This window comes from Amycolatopsis sp. NPDC049688 (assembly GCF_040674975.1).
Taxonomy (GTDB): domain Bacteria; phylum Actinomycetota; class Actinomycetes; order Mycobacteriales; family Pseudonocardiaceae; genus Amycolatopsis.
The window spans coordinates 371,728-390,242 of sequence record NZ_JBFANY010000001.1 but is presented as its reverse complement, the minus strand read 5'-3'; the positions used below and the strand labels follow the sequence as shown (position 1 = coordinate 390,242).

Annotated in this window: 12 protein-coding genes; 6 read left to right on the top strand and 6 right to left on the bottom strand. The window is 71.2% G+C overall.

Features of this window, described 5'->3' with window-relative positions; genetic code table 11:
• Positions 1-2: 2 nt before the first annotated feature.
• From AB0J55_RS01650 to AB0J55_RS01640, 3 genes are all read right to left on the bottom strand, one after another.
• Positions 3-1,310: a sugar ABC transporter substrate-binding protein gene (locus AB0J55_RS01650; protein WP_364241241.1), complete on the bottom strand. Its 1,308-nt coding sequence runs from the start codon at positions 1,308-1,310 to the stop codon at positions 3-5.
• Between the two features lie 87 nt (positions 1,311-1,397).
• On the bottom strand, positions 1,398-2,486 hold the full coding sequence (locus AB0J55_RS01645) for a substrate-binding domain-containing protein (RefSeq protein ID WP_364241239.1): 1,089 nt from the start codon (positions 2,484-2,486) through the stop codon (positions 1,398-1,400).
• Positions 2,487-2,614: 128 nt separating this feature from the next.
• Positions 2,615-2,926, bottom strand: a complete 312-nt coding sequence (locus tag AB0J55_RS01640; RefSeq protein ID WP_364241237.1) for a hypothetical protein — start codon at positions 2,924-2,926, stop codon at positions 2,615-2,617.
• Here AB0J55_RS01640 and AB0J55_RS01635 point away from each other — a divergent pair.
• Positions 2,900-3,385, top strand: coding sequence for a hypothetical protein (locus AB0J55_RS01635; protein WP_364241234.1), 486 nt, complete (start codon positions 2,900-2,902; stop codon positions 3,383-3,385). The two genes, AB0J55_RS01640 and AB0J55_RS01635, sit on opposite strands and share 27 nt — an antisense overlap.
• Before the next feature lie 55 nt (positions 3,386-3,440).
• Here the strand turns inward: AB0J55_RS01635 and AB0J55_RS01630 are convergent, their stop codons facing one another.
• Positions 3,441-4,232: a hypothetical protein gene (locus AB0J55_RS01630; RefSeq protein ID WP_364241231.1), complete on the bottom strand. Its 792-nt coding sequence runs from the start codon at positions 4,230-4,232 to the stop codon at positions 3,441-3,443.
• Positions 4,233-4,587: 355 nt separating this feature from the next.
• Here AB0J55_RS01630 and AB0J55_RS01625 point away from each other — a divergent pair, with 355 nt between their 5' ends.
• From AB0J55_RS01625 to AB0J55_RS01605, 5 genes are all read left to right on the top strand, one after another.
• Positions 4,588-4,875: a hypothetical protein gene (locus tag AB0J55_RS01625; protein WP_364241229.1), complete on the top strand. Its 288-nt coding sequence runs from the start codon at positions 4,588-4,590 to the stop codon at positions 4,873-4,875.
• Positions 4,876-4,877: 2 nt separating this feature from the next.
• Entirely contained in the window at positions 4,878-5,864 is a 987-nt protein-coding gene (locus AB0J55_RS01620; protein WP_364241227.1) for a hypothetical protein, read from the top strand.
• Complete coding sequence (locus tag AB0J55_RS01615; RefSeq protein ID WP_364241224.1) at positions 5,857-6,432, top strand: DUF3558 family protein; 576 nt, start codon at positions 5,857-5,859, stop codon at positions 6,430-6,432. Before AB0J55_RS01620 ends, AB0J55_RS01615 begins: the two co-directional genes overlap by 8 nt.
• A gap of 627 nt (positions 6,433-7,059) precedes the next feature.
• Positions 7,060-14,238, top strand: coding sequence for an amino acid adenylation domain-containing protein (locus AB0J55_RS01610; protein WP_364241221.1), 7,179 nt, complete (start codon positions 7,060-7,062; stop codon positions 14,236-14,238).
• The gene (locus tag AB0J55_RS01605; protein WP_364241218.1) at positions 14,225-15,499 is read left to right on the top strand and encodes an MFS transporter; all 1,275 of its coding nucleotides are present in this window, start codon (positions 14,225-14,227) and stop codon (positions 15,497-15,499) included. The genes AB0J55_RS01610 and AB0J55_RS01605 overlap by 14 nt, the downstream gene beginning before the upstream one ends.
• A gap of 2 nt (positions 15,500-15,501) precedes the next feature.
• On the opposite strand, the gene AB0J55_RS01600 is transcribed toward AB0J55_RS01605, so the two are convergent.
• Together AB0J55_RS01600 and AB0J55_RS01595 are read right to left on the bottom strand one after the other, a co-directional pair.
• On the bottom strand, positions 15,502-17,145 hold the full coding sequence (locus AB0J55_RS01600) for a DUF885 family protein (RefSeq protein WP_364241215.1): 1,644 nt from the start codon (positions 17,143-17,145) through the stop codon (positions 15,502-15,504).
• Between the two features lie 11 nt (positions 17,146-17,156).
• A complete protein-coding gene (locus AB0J55_RS01595) occupies positions 17,157-18,347 on the bottom strand; it encodes an MFS transporter (protein WP_364241212.1) in 1,191 nt (396 codons plus the stop codon).
• Positions 18,348-18,515 lie beyond the last annotated feature (168 nt).

Sequence of the window (18,515 nt, the reverse complement as noted above, 5' to 3'; positions counted from 1 at the left end):
TCTCAGCTGCTGTGCTCGGTGGTCGCCAGCCCCAGGGCGATCAGGTCCGGCATGGTGGCGCGCTGGGCGTCGCGGACGGCGTCGAGGAGGGTGCCCTGGCCGGCGCTCGCCCGGGCGAACCCGTCCTGCAGCACCCGCTGGGTCGCGCTCATCCGCGGCCCCCACGTCCAGCCGTCCCGGATCTTGGCCGCCTCGGCCTCGAAGAGCCGATAGATGTCCTGGCCGCCGTAGTACGCGCGGCCGAACGCCTTCCGCCCCACCTCGACCAGGTCCGGCGCGGCCGGGTACTGGCTGCTGGTGCCGCTGGAGAGCCGGGCGCGCAACGCATCGGGGTGCGACACCTGCCATTCGATGAACTCCATCGCGGCTTCCGGGTGGGCGCTGTCGCGGGTGACGGCGAACGTCGAACCGCCGTGCGTCCCGACCGCCGGCTGCGCCGGATCCCATTGGGGCAGCGGCGCGATCGCCCACTTGCCCTTCTGCGCAGGCCGGGCCTTCATCTGCGCGCCCGCGTCCCAGGCGCCGCTCATCCGGGCCAGCACCAGCCCTTGGCCGATCTGCGCGTCCCCTTGCCTGCCCTGGACGCCGTTCGCGAACACGAGACCGTCGTCGATCAGGTCCTGCCAGTACCCGGCGACGCGGCGGGTCGCGGCGTCGGCGAGCGAGACGTTCCAGGCGCCGCCGGCGGTGTCGAACCACTGCGCGCCCGCCTGCCACGACACCGCCGCGAACTGGGTCGCCCCGTCGGTCGCGAAGGCCACCAGCCGGCGCCGGTCGTCGCGGACCTTGCGGGCCACCGCGGTGAACTCGTCCCAGGTGCGGGGCGGCCCGGAACCGTGCTGGGCGAACAGATCGGTGCGGTAGTGCAGCACCATCGGCTCGACGTCCAGCGGCACGGTGAACACGCGCCCGGCGAACGTCGTCAGCCGCAGTGCCTGCGGGAGGAGCTTGGCGCGCAGGCGATCGGAGACGAGGTCGGTGATGTCCCGGGCCACGCCGTCGATGGCGAACCCGGGCACCTGCGGGTATTCGATGGTGGCGACGTCCGGTGCATTGCCCGCGCGGACGGCGTTGCTCAGCTTCGCGTACCCGCCCTGGTCGCCGGACGGGATCTGCTGGAACACCACGTGGATCCGGTTCTGCGTCCGGTTGAAGGCGTCGACCACCTGCTGGCTGCCGCGCAGGGCCGACCAGAACGTGATCCGGGTGGCGCCGCGCGGGGCGTCCCCGCCCGGGCCGGTGCAGGCGGCGGCGAGAGGAAAGGCGATGCCTGCGGCGAGAACGGTCCGGCGGCTGGGTCGGACAGGCATCGATGCCTCCTGCGGGTCGCGGGCTCCCCGCAGTTTGGGCGCCTGAACGAATTCCGGTCAATAGGCCCGGGCAACTCGGTCAATCGATCAGCGTTGAATTCCGAGTGGCCGCGTCGACCCGCGCACCTTGAGTTCCGGCAGGACGGTGATCCGCCGCGCCGGCCGCCCCGCCGGCCCGCGCAGCCGCTCCAGCAGCAGTTCCGCGGCCAGCCGGCCCACCTCGGCCTTCGGCGGCGCGATCGCGGTCAGCGGCGTGCTGGCCAGCGCCGCCACGACGTCGTCGTAGGCCACCACCGAACAGTCGCCGGGCACCGTGATCCCGGCGTCGGCCAGCTGCTGGACGAGCATCAGGGCATCGACGTCGCCGTGCATGATCACGCCCGTCGCGCCGTGCTCGAGCAGGACGTCGGCGAGCGGCTCGAGGTCGCGCACGGGCTCCTGGTCGGCGACCGCGCCCGGCGCGCTGAGCACCACCGTCGCGTCCTCGATCTCGGGGCGCTCGGCGCAGATGCCGGTGAACGCCGCGCGCAGCGCCCGTGCGGTCGGGCTGTCGTCGCGCGCGGCCAGGACGATCCGGCGGTGGCCGAGGGCGAGCAGGTGCGTCACCGCGAGGTGGACACCGTACCAGTGGTCGGTGCACACGGAATCCCTGGCGTGCAGCGCACTTCCCGGCCGCGGCCGCCGTTCCATCAGGACGACGGGGACGTCGGCCGCGGCCAGCCAGCCGTCGTCGGCCTCCTCGGTGACGACACTCCGCCAGCGCGGCGCGACGAGCACGCCACGGGCGTCGTCGGCCAGCAGCCGCTCCACGATGGCCCGCTCGGCCCCGGCGACCTGCGGCGCCGGGTGCAGCACGACCCGGACGTCGGCCTCCTCCAGCGCGCCGCGGGCGCCGTGCAGGACCTCGGTGAGGTAGGCGTGCCGCTCGGGAACGACCAGCACCACCGGACCGCCGTCGTCCGCCGGGGGCGCCGGCTCCGGCCGCCGCGGCACCAGCGAGCGCACGACACCGTGGCCCCGCCGCAACCGGCCGGCTCTGGCCAGCTCCTCGACGTCCCGCCGCACGGTGATGACCGAGACGGCCAGCTCCGCGGCGAGCTCGGTGACCCGCGCCTGGCTGCGCGCCTCGACCACGGCCAGGATCCGCCGCCGCCGGTCCTCGCCCGACTCCCGCATCTCGACCTTCGTCCGCCGGCTGTTCGTTCGATCGTTTCGCGGAGCATAACGATCAGCCGTAGCCCCGGTCCAGACGGCGCAGCCGGCCGGCGGGAGCGTGATCGGCACCCCGCATCCGCGGCCGGCCCTCAGTAGGGCGCGGTCGCCGGCCAGACGATCGCGCCGGCCGGGATGGTCGCGGTGAGCTGCCGGAAATCCGCCGCCGGCACCACACCCTGGTCGCGCAGCGCGGTGGCGACCAGCCGGGCCACCTCGATCGCGCCTGCCGCCTGGAAGTGGGTGTTGTCCTGGCTGCCGTCGGGGTAGTTCGGGTACTTCCCCGCCGGGAAGATCATGAAGTACTTCTTCGTGCCCTCGACCCCCGCGCGGTTCCACAGCGCCGTGCTGGCCACGGTCAGGTCGATCAACGGCACGTGCTTCGCCGCCGCGAGTTCCCGCATCGTGACCCGCAAGGCCGCCGGCTACGTCATCGCGGACCTGAACACCGCGCTGAACAAGATTTCCACGGATCTCGCATCGCGGAACCCGATCGACGCCGGGGCAAGTCACTCCAGGTCTACAACCGCACGGCCGCCGGCACCGTCACCGTCACCAGCACCAAGCCGGTGGGCGGCCACAGCTTCACCTACACCTCGACGGCGGCCGGCCAGGCCTTCGCCGTCCAGCGCGGCGCGACCGAGTTCGCGCTCGTCAGCACGTTCACCCTCCCCACCACCATCGGTTCGGTGACCTCGGCACAGACCGGCTCCTACAACGCCGACGACGTGTGGGTGACGCAGGGACCGAAGAGCTACACCGTTTCCGGCAGCACCATCGTCATCAAGCTGGCGAAGAACGAGTGTGTCCGGGTCATCGTCTCTCAGCTCGGTTTCACCCCCCTTTCCGGCTCCCACCCGTGATCGACTCCTGGTAGACGTCGGCGGAAATCGGCACCTGACCGTCGGCTCGCCGGGGCTACGCCGGGTTCTCCGCGACGGCGAGGTAGTCGGTGTAGATCTGCGGCGAGCCCGAGAACGACGCCAGCTGCTTCCACTCCTCGTACATCTGCTTGGTGTCGCGGTGGGCGGCCGCGAACTCCGCGGCCTCACCGGTGGCGATGTCGGGCTCGGGGTAGAAGACGTCCAGCGCGTCCAGGCTCGCGATCTCCATCATCATCACGTACTGGTCGAGGCGGTTGCCCCGCTCGCCCTTGAGCACGTGGAAGCGCCAGTCCGGGTAGTCGTCGATCCGGTGGTGGTTCTCGGCGATGAAGCGGTCGAACATCTCCTCGGTGACTCCGGCGCGCAACGCCAGGTTGTGGATCCCGACGACCCGGGCGACGGGCTCCTCCCCCGGGCGGTTGCGGTAGCGGGGGCCGGGCGTGACCGTGCTCCGCGGGTTGTCGGCCAGCAGCCGGTAGTCGGTGAACAACGTCGGCAGCTCACCGTAGGTGCCCAGCTGCCGCCATCGCGCCAGCACCGCCTCCGCCTCGGGGTGCTGCGCCCAGAACTGCCGGGCGAGCTCGGTCTGCTCGCCCCGGGCTGTGACGTAGCGGTCGCGTTGCTCGGCGCTGTCGATCTCGTACAACATCAGGTACTGCCCGGTCCGCTCGCCGCGCAGACCGCGCAGCAGGGTCCACCGCCAGCCTGGGTACAAGGGCAGGTGAACGCCTTCAGCACGCACGAAGGTCTCGAACTCTTCCGGCGTGACACCGGCCTCGGTGTCGATGGCGATGTACTGGAAGGTGAACACCGACGAGCGTCCCATTTGCGTCCAATCCTCGGGCCGGGGAGGGGATCGCGCGTCCGGCAAGCACGACTCCCTTGTCCCCATCCTGCCCGCTCCGGAGCAACGGGGCAGGTGGCGTGCCTCGATCGGAAGGGCCCCAGCGACTCCTGCTGCACGAAGCAACATACGGATCCGGCCGACGTGGAAGGACCGATCCAGCGCACTCGCGGCGGCCACCTGCTCTGAAATGCAGCTGCGAACCACAGCACGTCTTAGCCAGATCATCCGCTCGGACCGCGACATCCACCTGAACGGCCGGCCTCGATTACTTGCAGTGTGTGACCGATCCGCTATCGTGGGTTGCTCATGACCCGTACGAGGGTGGGGAGGCCCCGTGGGAAATGGCTTCAAAGTTGCGCTCGACGAGCTGCAACGCGTCGGCGACAGCGCCCTTCCGGCGCTGCGGGACATCATGGGAACCCAGCTCCCGGTCCTGAATTCGCACGAGGGCCTGGCCGGCCCCGGACATCTGGACGCCATCAACGACTACCAGCTGGCATACGCCCGCTTCACCGACGAGGTCGCTGCCCGGCAGAAGCACGGCACCGAGGTCGTCGACGCGACGGCGGAGGCCGCCAAAGCGATCGTCGCGCTGTACCGCCGCGCGGACGGACAGAGCTAGCGGTGGGTGACTGGAAGAGCGACGACGAGGTCCGGTCGGCCGCCGACCGCGCCGCCCGCCGGCTCATCGAGCTCTTCGATGAGGAACAGCCGGACGGCAAGTGGCTCGGCTCACCGGAGACATACCCGGACGGCGGCGGCGCAGTGCTGCTGCGCAGCTTCCTCGAGGATGCCGACAACGTGCTCAGTCTCGACCCGCAGAAGATCATCGACGAGTTCGAGCGCATGAAAAAGGTCGGACGCGCCCTCGACCAGGACACCTCGTCCGCCATCATCGACGCATTCCGGAAGATCGACTACTCGGTGCAGGACTGGGAAGGCGGCGGAGCCGACGCCTTCCGGCACCAGATCTCGATGATCCAGGCCTTCATCGGTCAGCAGGCCGGCTACCTGGTCAAGACGGTCGAATCGCTGGCGATCCTCCTGGCGGCCTCTGTCCAGGCGCGGCGGGACTACGTCGCGGTCGCCGACGCCACCAGCGCCGCCGTCGCCAAGGCCCTCAAGCAGCACGACGACGCCGATACGAAGATCGCGATCTCGATCGGCGCGAGCGTCGTCTCCGCCGTCCTCGGCGTCGCGACCGGAGGGGCCTGGTTCACCGCGAGCGCCGGCGTCATCATCGGCGCCGCCTCCGCCGGCCTGCAGCTCGCGGTGGACGGCGACAAGTTCGCCGAAGTCGCCTCCGGCTACAAAACCGGCAAGGACCAGGTCCTGACCAGCTACCAGGACATCGTTCACAGCTCTCTCGCCAAGATCCGAGATGCGGAGCGGGACCTGCTCGACGAGAAGAACGAACTGTTCGCCCCGACGCCACCGAGCATCGACGTGAAGTCCCCGAGCTTTCACTACGGGGACTTCTCCTCCGTCGATCGCCCGGTCGCCGAGTTCGACCCCAAGGTCGATCAAGAGCACCGAAAACTGGTCGAGGAGCACGCTCCGACAGGTGTCACCGGCCCCGGCACACCGATTCAGAGGCGTCTCGATGGCTGACACGATCCGCCGGGCCGCGCTGGGGGTCCTCGCGGTCGCCCTGACCGCTGCAGCCTGCACCGACCCCGGCGAACCGCCCGCGCCCAGCAGCTCGACGTCGCCCGCACCGCTCACCGCGACGCCGCTCGATGTCTCGCGCTATCTGACCACGCCGTGCTCGGGAGTGCCGACCGAGCTGACCGCACGACTCGGGTTGCCCAAACGAGAAGACGCCCGCGAAACCGTCCTTGTCGGCGCCGGAGTCCAGGCCCAATGCCGCCTCTCGAGCGGCCCGCCCCTGTCCGCCGCCGCGGAAGTCCGCTTCTACCCGAAAGCCCGGCCACTCCCCCTCGTCACCGGTCCCGGTAGCCAGGTGAAGCCCACTTCCCTCAACGGGTATCCCGCCGGCGAATGGGTGCTCAGCACCGGCACGGACAACAGCTTCACCTCATGCCAGATGATCGTCGACATCGCACAGAGCCAGGGAGTCGGTATCCTCTTCAACGGCCCGACCGGCGAATCCGTCACCGCCTCATGTGCGAAGGCGCGGCAACTTGCAGAGGGCGTCGTCGCCGCACTGCCGCACTGATTCGCAAGGCAGAGTTCGTTCTCGCGGCGTTCGTGGTCCTCATGGAAGGATTTCTGCCTCGTGCAGGCGGATGACCGCCGCAGGCCCAGAAGCCCCACCACGACGCGGTGAAGATCCGGCAACCGATGTGCTTGGCAAAGTACCGGGCCAGGTCCGGGACCTTCGTTGCGGTGGCCGCCGGTCAGCGTGGCCGCGGATAGCGGAACGCCGCCGGTGCACCGGAAACAGCGGCTCCAGCCGCTCCCACAGCTGGCCGGTCAGGACCTCCTCACACCTACCGACTTCACCGAAAAACCCGGCAGGACACCCAAGGCGACACACCGACTCATTCCGAATCCCCCTCTTCGGCGGTCGCGACCGGTTCGGCCCCGGCAGGCGGTCGAGTTCGGACGCTTGGCCCAGGCCCCGGAGCACGCGGCGGGTGTTCACGGGCTCGGCGGTGTGATCACACACCTTCTGCTTCTCCTCGTGAATCATCTCCGGACGTGCCTTCTCCACATCTCCGAAAAGCATTTTCGGAGATGTCGGTTCCGAATGGTCGCGCGGGATACTCGAGGTATCGATGCCGTGGAGTCGGGGGGACGACCGCGTCTCCTGTGGACGGACGTGCGCGTTAGGGGCGAATGGATGAGCGACGTTGACGGCCACGCCGAGGAGGCCGATGCGCCTGCCATCGCCATTGTCGGGCTTTCGTGCCGGTTGCCCGGTGCCGGTGACGTCCGCCGGTACTGGCACAACCTGCGCACCGGGGTCGAAGGGATCAGCCGGTTCCGGTTGGACGACGTCATCGCCGCGGGCGTGCCGGTCGAGGTGGCCAGGCATCCCGACTACGTGCCCGTGCGCGGGTTGATCGAGCAGGGCGAGTGCTTCGACCACGCCTTCTTCGGCTACAGCCCGGCCGAGGCGGCCGGGATGGATCCGCAGCAGCGCGTGTTCCTGGAAGCGTGCTCCGCGGCTTTGGACGACGCGGGCATCGACCCGCAGCGGTTCGGCGGCTGGCTGGGTGTCTTCGCCGGGTCCGACCGGGTGAACCAGGACCTCGTGGATCCGGCGGACGAGGTGGCCGCGATGGTCGGCTACGAGAAGGATTTCCTGGCCACCCGGGTCGCCTACAAACTGGGGTTGCGCGGACCCGCGATCACCGTGCAGACAGCGTGTTCCACGGCTCTGGTCGCGGTGCACCAGGCGGCCTCGAGCCTCAGCAACCACGAGTGCGACGCCGCGCTCGCCGGTGGCGTCGCGTTGTGGCTGCCCCAGGCCAACGGCTACCTCTACCAGGAGGGCAGCGTCGTGTCGGCGGACGGCCACTGCCGCCCGTTCGACGCCGGCGCCACCGGCACCGTGTTCAGCAGCGGGGTCGGCGTGGTGGTGCTGCGCAGGCTGGAGGACGCCCTCGCCGACGGTGACCGGATCATCGCGGTGCTGCGTGGCTCGGCCGTGAACAACGACGGCGGCCAGAAGATCGGCTACGTCGCCCCGTCCATCGCCGGGCAGCGCGAGGTGATCGGCTTCGCGCAGGCCGTCGCCGGGGTGGACCCGGCCGACATCCACTACGTCGAGGCGCACGGCACCGGCACGAAGGTCGGTGATCCGGTCGAGGTGGCGGCGCTCACGTCCGCGTTCCGCGAGTCCACCGACGGTGTCGGGTACTGCTGGCTGGGGTCGGCGAAAGGCAACATCGGGCACACCGGCGCCGCGGCCGGCGTTGCCGGGCTGATCAAGGCCGCTTTGGTGCTGAAGAACCGGCACCTGGTGCCCACCCTGCACTTCCGCAGCCCGAATCCCGAGCTGGAACTCGAGTCCAGCCCGTTCCGGATCGCGACCACGGTCGAGCCGCTACCGGCCGACGGGCCGTTGCTCGCCGGGGTCAGTTCGTTCGGCATGGGTGGTACGAACGCGCACGCGATCCTGGAGTCGGCGCCGGTCGCGGCACGGCGGACCACGCAGCGCAAGCCACGCGTGTTCTGCCTGTCCGCGGCCACGCCGAAGGCGCTGGCACGGCTGGGGTCCGACATCGCCGAAGCCTTGGCCGAGCCGGCCGAGGACGACCAGACGGCCGAGGACGTGGCGTGGACCCTGGCCCATGGCCGGCGCCGCTTTCCGCACCGGATCGCGGTGGTGGCGACCGATCGCGCGGAGGTGTCGGCCGCGCTGCGGGACGGGCCGCCGGCTCGCCGGGCCGGTGCGGGCACGCAAGGCGCGTTCCTGTTTCCCGGGCAGGGCACGCTGCGGGCCGGGTTCGGGGCCGCGGCGCACCAGCTGCTCCCGGTGTTCCGGGAGACCTTCGACGAGCTCGCCGACCTGGCCCGCGCGCGGTTCGGCGTGGACCTGGCACAGGCCCTGCGACCCGGCTGTGACCCCGCGTGGTTGCGCGACACGGCCCACCAGCAGCTGGCGCTGTTCGCGATCGGCTACGCCCTGGCCCGGCAGTTCCTCCAGTTCGGCATCCAGCCCGCCGCCATGCTGGGACACAGCGTCGGCGAGTACGTGGCGGCGACGGTGTCCGGGCTGTGGCAGCCCGCGGACGCGCTCGGGCTGATCCACGAGCGCGGGTTGGCGATGCGGGACACCGAACCGGGGGCGATGCTGAGCACGGCCGCGCCCGCCGAGCACGTGCGGGACCTGCTCGACGCCCACCCCGGCCTGTCCGTCGCGGTCGCGGGTCCGGTGCACACCGTGCTTGCCGGGCCGCCGCCGGCCGTCGAGGTGGCGATGGCCACGTTGCGGCGCTACGGGACGACCGACAGCAGGCTGCTGGACACGGACCGGGCTTTCCACTCGCCGGGGATCCAGCCTGCCGCGCGACGGCTGGGCCGTGCGGTCGCCGCGACGCCGCGCGGAGTCCCCGCGTTGCCGTTCCTGTCGAACCTGACCGGCGGCCTTGCCGACCCGGCCCGGGTGGCCGACGCCGGCTACTGGGTGGACCAGCTGACCAGCACGGTTCGCCTCGCGGACTGCGTCGAGGCGCTGCTGGCCGGTCCGAGCCAGGTGTTCCTGGAACTGGGGCCGGGCCAGACGATGACCCGCATGCTCCGCGCGCACCCGGCCTGGACGCCCGAACGGCTGGCCGTGCCGCTGGCCGGGCGCTCGGGCGATCCCGAGGAGGCCGGGGTGCTGTCCGCGCTGGCCCGCCTGTGGGAGCGAGGGTTCGAGGCCGGGGTCGACGGGTTGTCCGAGGACGGCCAGCCGCGCCGGACCGCGTTGCCGCCGCATCCGTTCGAGCCGGTCCGGTGCGAGCGGCCGATCGCGCGGGCGACGAGCCGGTCCGGGCTGCGACACGACGCGGTGCTGACCATCGGCGACGTGCCCGCTCCGGGCATGGTGCAGTCGTTCGGCCAGGGGTCGGCGTGGTTCGGGGCGATTCGTCCGTCCGAATCAGGCAGCGCGGTCACGGCTGTCTCACGGGACGGGGCGGTGTCCCCCGTCGTCGTGGCCGGACCCGGTGTCGCCGTGGGGGGCGCACTGGCGCGGGAGTGCGGCTCCGTCGGGATCCGGCTGGTGCTCGTCGGCGCGACCGATCCGGTCGCGGTGGACGAGGCGCGCGCGGCCGCGCCCGATTTCGTGACCGTGCTGGATCTCGGCGGCGAAGCGCCGCCCGACGAGGCGCCGGTGGGCGCCTGGGGCGGGTCGTACGCCTGGCGCGAGAACCGGTGGTGGCTGCTGGACGAGCCGCCCCGGTCCGCCGTCGAACGACGGGTCGAGGAAGCAGCGGTCGAGACGGAGGACTTCGCCGCTCCCCGCAGCGAGGCCGAGGTGGCGATCGCCGCCGTGTGGCGGGAACTGCTGGGTGTCGAGCGAATCGGGGTCCACGACGACTTCTTCGAACTGGGTGGGCATTCGCTGCTGACGACGCGGCTCGCCGCCCGGTTGCGCGCGTTGTTCGGCGCCGATCTTCCGCTCGATCTGGTGCTGGACAACCCGACGGTGGCCGGGCTCGCGGCCGCCGTGCGCGGCGGTGGCGCAACGACGGGTGCGACCTTGGCCCCCCGTCCGCATCCGCACGACCCGGTACCGCTCGTTCCCGGGCAGCGCCGGTTGTGGTTCCTCGACCAGTTCGACTCCGCCGCCGCATACTCCCTTCCGCTCGTCCTGAGGCTCACCGGAGAACTCGACGAGCGCGCACTCACCACGGCGTTGACCGAAATCGTGCGCAGGCACGAGGCGCTGCGCACGGTGCTGCCGATCCGCGACGGTGAGCCGGTGCAGCTGGTACGGCCCGCCGAGCCGGTCGAGCTGTCCGTCGCAGACACCTCGGAGGCCGGGCTCGCGGAGATGCTGCGCGACGATCTGCGGCGACCTTTCGACCTCGCGGCGGGCCCGCTGTTCCGGGCGACGTTGTTCCGCGTGGCGGCCGAGACGCATGTGCTGTCCCTGTGCCTGCACCACATCATTTCCGACGGGTGGTCGCTGGACATCATCTGTGCCGAACTGGCCGCGCTCTACAACGCCTACCGTGCGGGCGGACCGTCCCCGCTGCCCGAGCCCGTGCTCCAGTACGCCGATTTCGCCGCGTACCAGAGGGACACGACGGCCGATCTCGAGTACTGGCGCGAACGGCTGGCCGGATCGGTGGATCTCGACCTGCCCACCGACCGGCCCCGGCCCGCGCAGCAGAGCTACGCCGGGGCCGTTGCCGTCCGTGACCTCCCGCCGGACCTGTCCGATCGGGTGCGTCAGCTCGGGCTGGACCGGCAGGCGACGCTGTACATGACCCTGCTCGCCGCGTTGACGGCCTTGCTGCACCGCTACACCGGGCAGGAGGACATCTGCGTCGGCACCCCGGTGGCCGGCCGCACCCGGGTCGAGCTGGAGCGGATCGTCGGGTTCTTCGTGAACACCCTGGTGCTGCGCAACGAGCTGGACCCCAGCCTGTCCTTCGCGGCCTTGCTGGAGCGGGTGCGGGAGGCGACGCGTGGCGCACTGGCGCACCAGGAGCTTCCGTTCGACCGGCTGGTCGAACACCTGCGGCGGCCTCGCGATCCCAGCCGCAATCCGCTGTTCCAGGTGATGTTCAACCTGCTCGGCGGGGACGCGGTCGTGCCGATGGACGGGCTGGGCGTGGAAGGCCAGGACATCGACATGGCGATGGCGCAGGTCGACCTCGCGCTCGACGTGTCCGACCGCGCCGGTGGGCTCTCGTGCCGGTTGGAATACAACACCGACCTGTTCGACGCCTCCACGGCAGAACGTTTCCTCGCGCACCTCGAAGCACTGCTGACCGCCTGCGTCGCCGCGCCGGACACCCCGATCGGCGAGATCGAACTGCTGTCCGCGGCGGATCGGTCACTGGTCCTGACGCAGTGGAACGACACCGGGCTGGACCTTCCCGCCGGAACCGTCGTGGACGTGTGGGAGCGGCAGGCGCGGCTCACCCCGGACGCCACCGCCCTGGTCGGCGTGGACACGCGGTGGACATTCGCCGAGGTGAACGCGCGAGCCAACCAGCTGGCCCGGCTCATGCCCGCCGTGGGTCCCGAGGAACGGATCGCCGTCGTGCTCCCCCGGACGGCCGACATCGTGGTGTCGATGCTCGCGGTCCTCAAGGCCGGTGCCGCCTACCTGCCGGTCGACCCGGATCTGCCGGACGACCGGATCGCGCACCTGCTCGCCGACGCCGAGCCGGCCCTGGTGATCACGAATCTCGCCCTGGCCGGCGAGCTCGGCGACGTCCCGAGCGTCATCCTGGACGATCCGGCGACCGCCGGCCGCCTGCGGGGGACGGACGCGACCGATCCCGGTACGGCGATCGCCCCGTCCCATGCCGCGTACCTCATCTACACGTCCGGATCGACCGGCCTGCCCAAGGCGGTCGTCGTCGAGCACCGCAACCTGGTCAACCTGTTCGCCGAACACCGGCGGACACTGTTCTCCCGCACGGCCGGCCCGATCAAGGTCGCCGTCACGGCGTCGTTCTCGTTCGACACGTCGTGGGACGAGGTGCTCTGGATGATCGCCGGGCACGAGCTGCACGTGATCGACGCGGACGTGCGTGCCGATCCGGATGCGCTGGTCGAGTACGTCGTGGCCCACGAGATCGACTTCCTCGACCTGACGCCGTCCTACGCCAAGCCGCTCATCGCGGCCGGCCTGCTCGACCCGGCCCGCCGTCCGCCGGCCATGGTCATGATCGGCGGCGAGGCGATCGACCAGCAGCTGTGGGACGAGCTCGCCGCCGCGCCGCGCACCGCCGCCTACAACTACTACGGGCCGACGGAATGCACGGTCGACACACTGTCCGCGCGGATCGTGGCCGGCCGGGCGGTCACCCTCGGCACGCCGATCGCCAACACCCGCGCCTACGTGCTCGGCCCCGGCCTCCGGCCGGTGCCGCCCGGCCTCGCCGGCGAGCTGTACCTGGCCGGGGCGAGCGTGGCGAGGGGCTACTTCCGCAGGCCCGAACTGACCGCGCAGCGGTTCCTGCCGGATGTGTTCGGCCAGGAGGGTGACCGGATGTACGCGACCGGGGATCTGGTGCGCTGGCAGACCGGCGGCACGCTCCAGTACCTCGGGCGTACCGACCAGCAGGTGAAGATCCGCGGGTTCCGCATCGAACTGGGTGAGATCGACGCCGTGCTGGCCGCGCACCCGGACGTCGCGGCGGCGGTGACCATCGACCGGGAGGACCGGCCGGGTGATCTGCAGCTCGCCGGGTACGTGGTGGCCCGGCCGGGCGCGACGCTCGACGTGGCCGGCCTGCGCGCCGTCGCCGCGCGTTCGCTGCCCTCCTACATGGTGCCCGCCGCCATCTGCGTGATCGACCGGATCCCCTGCAACACCAGCGGAAAGCTGGATCGCTCGGCGTTGCCCGCGCCCGAGTTCGGCTCGGTGACGCGCCGGGCGCCGCGCACGCCGGCCGAGCGGGTGATCACCGACGTGTTCGCCGAGGTGCTCGAGGTCGAGGACGTCGGTGCCGACGACAACTTCTTCGAGCTGGGCGGGCATTCGCTGCTCGCCACCCGGTTGATCGCCCGCCTGCGGGCCGAGTTCGACGTGGCGCTGACCGTGCGGACGCTCTTCGAGCTGCCCACGCCCGCCGGGCTGGCCTCGTGGTTGCGGGCCCCCGGCAGCACCGGCGGTGCCCTGGACACCCTCCTGCCGATCCGGGCGGAAGGGGCCGGAGAGCCACTGTTCTGCCTGCCCCCGCTGGCCGGGTTGAGCTGGTGTTACGCCGGGCTGCGCCGCTACCTTCCGGACCGGCCCGTCTACGGGCTCCAGGTGCGGGGCATCCGTGAGCCCGACCGGCTGCCCACCGCACTGGCCGGGCTGGTGGACGACTACGTCGGGGAGATCCGGCGGGTGCGCCCGGGCGGGCCGTACCACCTGCTCGGCTGGTCGGCCGGTGGCAACCTGGCGCACGCGGTCGCCGTACGCCTGCGGGAACTCGGGGAAACCGTCGGCACGCTGGTCCTGCTCGACTCGTACGTGGATCTCGGCGGAACGGCCGGGCGAGCGGAGATCCGCGACACGATCACCCAGGATCTCGGCGTCGAGCTGGCGGACGTGGTCGACGTCGACGCCGGAACACTCGTCGACGCGGCGCTGCAGGTGCAGCGGCTCGTAACGGCGACGCGCCCGAAGAGGTTCGACGGACCCGTGCTTTACCTGACTGCGCAACGCGACCGGGAAACCGGCTCGTCCCCGGTGGACGATTGGCGACCGCTGGCCGGAAGCCTCACGGAACTCCCGATCGACTGTCATCACGGGGACATGATGCGCAAGGGACCGCTCGCCGAGATCGGTCCGGTCGTCGACGCGGAGCTGAAACGCACCGCCAAGGACTGGGGGAACTCCGATGGTGTTCGGTAGCGCCGTGCGGCGCCTACGCGAGGACCTGGTACCGGCGAAGGGCAACGAGCGCCGGTACGCCCTGGCGATCTTCCTCGACTCGATCGGCGACGGGCTGTTCATCACCGGAACGACGGTGTTCGCGTTGCGCGTGGTCGGGCTGTCGCCGCAGCAGGTCGGTTTGGCGCTGTCCGCGGCGGGAATCGCGGGCTTCCTCGGCGCCAGCACGTTGGGCCGGGTCGCCGACCGGTTCGGCCCGCGGCGCGTCATGATGGCGCTGTGCCTGGTGGACGCGCTCGCGCTGATCTCCTACACGCTGGCCGGTTCGTTCGCGGCGTTCACCGTCTCGGCCTGCCTGGCGTCGGCGACCGGCTTCGGCAAGGGGCCGGCCGGCTCCGCCCTCGTCTCGGCGATCACCACCGCGGAGCGCCGGATCCGGTTGCGGGCGCAGGTGCGTTCGCTCAGCAACCTCGGCTTCACCGTGGGTGCCGCGTTCGCCGGGTTCGCGCTCGCGATCGACACGATGCCCGCGTACTACGCCCTGCCGATCGGCGACGCGGCGAGCGTGCTGCTGGAGCTGCTGGTGATCGGCGGGCTGCCGGAGGTCAGGGCCGTCGCCACGGCGACGGCCCGCCGGTCGTTCACGGCCCTGCGGAACGTGCCGTTCCTGCTGACCACGGCGCTCAACGCGATGCTGACCCTGCACACGGCACTGATCAATGTCGTGGTGCCGCTGTGGATCCTCGGGCCGATGGGCGCGCCCGCGCCCCTGATCAGCGGGCTGCTGATGGTCAACACCGTACTGGTCGTGGTGTTCCAGGTCCGGCTGAGCCGGGGAGCCGAGTCGCTGGCCGGCAGCATCCGGCTCGCCCGGTGGGCGGCCGCGGTGCTGGTGGCCGGGTGTGTGATCGCCGGTCTGTCCAAGGACCTCCCCCTGCTCCCCGGTGTGCTCCTGATCGCCGTCTCGGTCGTGCTGCTGACCGTGGGCGAAATGGTGCAGTCCGGCGCGGCTTGGGGCCTGTTCTACGGACTCGCGCCGAAGCAGGCGCAGGGCGAGTACCTCGCCGGGCTGGAGATGAGCCTGGCCGCGCAGTCCATCCTCGGACCCGCGTTCGGCACGTGGCTGGTGCTCACCTTCGGCCTGTTCGGGTGGAGTGCGCTCGGCGGCGTGTTCCTGGGTGCCGCTGTCCTCATCGGGCCGGCGGCGCAGTGGACCTCGCGCCGGCTGGCCCGCCTGTACCCCCCTGCCGTCGAGCCGGAGGAGCTGACGGAGGCGGCGTGAGCCTACGCCGCGAGCCGGTCGGCGGTGTCGACCTCGTCGCGCAGGCCGAGCAGCTCCCAGCGTTGCAGGGCAAGGGGTACGTTGCCCTCCAGCCAGAGCCGGTCGTGGAACGCCATCAGGTCGAAGGCACTCCCCTGCTCCCGCACGCAGTCGTTGAGCAACGCCAGGATCTGGAGCTTGCCGATCTGGTAGCTCAGGCCCTGACCGGGGTTGCCGGCGAAGAACGCGGCTTCGGCCAAGGCGGTCGCGCGGTCCATCGGCACCCGCTCGGCCAGCTGGTCCGCGGCCTGCGCGAGGGTGAGATCGCCGACGGCGAGGCCGATGTCCACCTCGACCCGCAGCGCGCGCAGGCGCATCGCGTTGGCCACGAACAGGGCGCTGGTGGGTTCGTCGTCCAGCAACCCGGACTGGAGCATCAGCTCCTCGTTGTAGAACGCGACACCCTCGTTGGGCGTGGAGTCGTAGTAGTGGCGGCGGATCGGGTCGGGATGCCGCCAGGACAACGCGAGCTGTTGTGCGTGCACGCCTTCGTGGATGATGCCGCAGCGGGGATCGCGGGCGTCGGCGAGGGGGAAGTACGGCAGGTCCGGGCCGGGATCGGTCACGTAACGCAGCGCGTCCTCGCCCGACCGGCTCTGGCCGGACGCGTAGTGCGGGACGCCGAGCCACGTCAGGGGCGCCAGATAGGCCGGCATGGGCGCGAACCGGTACCGGCGCAGGCCGGTGGGCTGCCCGAGAATCCGCTCGCCGGCGAGGAACCGGCGGACGGCCTGTTCGGCCGCGTCCTCGCGGGCGACGAGCGTGGGCAGGTCGGGGAGCTCCGGCGGCCGGCTGTGCCGGTACCGGTGGCGAAGCAGGGTTTCGGTGGCGACCGCCCGCTGCCACTCCTGCCGGCCCATGGCCAGCAACTGCGTCGCCGGATACGGCAGCAACGCGACCCGGTGCAGGAAGTAGCCGAACGCGCCGGGGCCGATCGACACCGCGCCCCGGAACCCGGCACGGTGCCGGCGGAGCCAGTCGCGGTAGGCGACGACGGCCGTCCGGGCCGCGCCGGTGGCCGCGGACAGGTCGGCGTGGCACTCCTCCGGCAGGTGCGGCGCCAGCGCGGACATGGCGGTCACGACGTCCTGGTCGGCGTGCGCGAGGAGGCCCAGTGCGTGGTCGGCGAACGACTCGACCGTCTCGCCGCCGAGGTTCATCACGGCCTGGCTCAGCGTCGACGGGACCCGGCGCAGCAGGGCGATGAGCGTGTGAGCGCGTTCCGCGTCGAACGGCGCCGGTGCGAGCAACAGGTTGTAGACCGGGACGAGGGCCTGGTCCACGTAGAAGCCGGGGTTGCGTTGCCAACCGCGCAACAGGTCCAGTTCCCAGTGCGCGCGAGCCAGTGCCGAACCGAGCAGGCGGTGATCGACCTGGACCGGAATGTCCTCATCGGACACATCGACTGCCCGATACCGTTCGGCGAATCCGGACAACGCCACGCGTCGTGCCGCGATCGCGGCGGGTGACCAGTCGGGGGTCCAACCGGGTGGCCGCTCGACCCTCGTGATGTCGTCATAGGAGTCGGGCTGGGTCGCCAGCCGCCAGGTCCAGAACTCCTTCGCCAGCGCCGGTAGTCCGGCGCGGGCCGACGTACGCACGATCACCTGTACTCCGTTCAGTTTCCCGTTACGGGCTCGGCGCCCACCAACGTCCGCCGCGGTGCGCTGGCCAGCGCCCAGCGAGCGGCCACCGGCAGGCCGATCCCGGCCAGCAGGTAGCCGGCGCCCAGCACGAGCCAGCCGGCCGGGCCCAGGACGACGAGCAGGGTGGTCATGACGGCGGGCGCGAGCATCGTGGCCGCCAGCTGACCGGTCGAGAAGACGCCTTGGTATTCGCCGTGCGCCTCGTGGGGCGTGAGGCCGACCGAGAGGCCGACGCCGCTGCCGACGAACAACAGTTCCCCGACCACGGCGATCGCACTTCCCGCGATCAGGACGACGTAGACCATCGGGCTCGATTCGTGATAGCTGGTCGCGTAGACCAGGCACGAGCACGCGAGCGCCACCCCGGACCACACGCCGAGCCGGCTCGCCCCGGCCACGGTGGTGCCGGGCTGGGCGATCCGGCGCATCAGCAACGCGAGGACGGCCGCGTTGCCTCCCATGAGCACGCCGATGACCCACGGCTGGGCTTGGGTGTGCGTCGTGATCCACAACGGCACGCCGATGTCGAGCATGCCCCAATTCAGCGCCAGGAGGCCGTTCAGGATCGTGATCGTCAGGAACGGGCGGTCACGCAGCACCAGGACGGCGCGCTTCTCCCTGCGGTCCTTCAGGGACTGCACGTGCGGCAGCTTGATCAGCGCCGCCGCGAAGAGGAGATTGACGGTTCCGTAGGAGAGGATCAGCGCCAGGTAACCGGCGTGGCTGTCGACCGACAGCACGACCGCCCCGATCACGGCACCGAGGACCATGCCGGCCTGGGCCATCGCGTTCGTCGTGGCGATCAACCCGATCCGGCCGGGGCCGCTGACCAGGCCGGCGATGAGAGCGGTCCGGATGCCGGGAACCGAACGCTCACAGGCGATCGTCACGCAGGTCACCAGAATGATCACCCAGAACTGGTGTACGACACCGAAGGACATCACGGCGGCGCCCTGCACCACCGTGATCCCGATGAGCACCTCGCGGGCGCCGAGCCGGTCCGCGAGATAGCCGAGCGGACCACCGATGATCATGCCGACGAGCCCGGCCAGCGTGACCCCGAACCCGAACTGGGCCGTGCTCAGGCCGATCGATCGCGTGAAGAACAAGGCGTAGCAGGTGAACCAGGCGCCCTTGCCGACGCACAGGATCAGCGTGCCCACGACGATCGGAGCCGTCCGCTCCCTAGCTCTGCCCGAGGCCATCGGCGTCCAATTCTCCCGTAGCAGTTGGTGGCCGAGCCTGTCATCCGCCCGACGGCCGAGGCGTCTCCCGGCGTGCGGATGTCGTCCGGTCCCCGGCGATCGCTGTCGACCGCACCGGAGGAGATG

Coding starts and splice junctions, on each gene's coding strand:
- AB0J55_RS01650 (WP_364241241.1), bottom strand. CDS start 1,310: ATGCCTGTCCGACCCAGCCGCCGGACCGTTCTCGCCGCAGGCATCGCC.
- AB0J55_RS01645 (WP_364241239.1), bottom strand. CDS start 2,486: ATGCGGGAGTCGGGCGAGGACCGGCGGCGGCGGATCCTGGCCGTGGTC.
- AB0J55_RS01640 (WP_364241237.1), bottom strand. CDS start 2,926: ATGCGGGAACTCGCGGCGGCGAAGCACGTGCCGTTGATCGACCTGACC.
- AB0J55_RS01630 (WP_364241231.1), bottom strand. CDS start 4,232: ATGGGACGCTCGTCGGTGTTCACCTTCCAGTACATCGCCATCGACACC.
- AB0J55_RS01615 (WP_364241224.1), top strand. CDS start 5,857: ATGGCTGACACGATCCGCCGGGCCGCGCTGGGGGTCCTCGCGGTCGCC.
- AB0J55_RS01610 (WP_364241221.1), top strand. CDS start 7,060: ATGAGCGACGTTGACGGCCACGCCGAGGAGGCCGATGCGCCTGCCATC.
- AB0J55_RS01605 (WP_364241218.1), top strand. CDS start 14,225: ATGGTGTTCGGTAGCGCCGTGCGGCGCCTACGCGAGGACCTGGTACCG.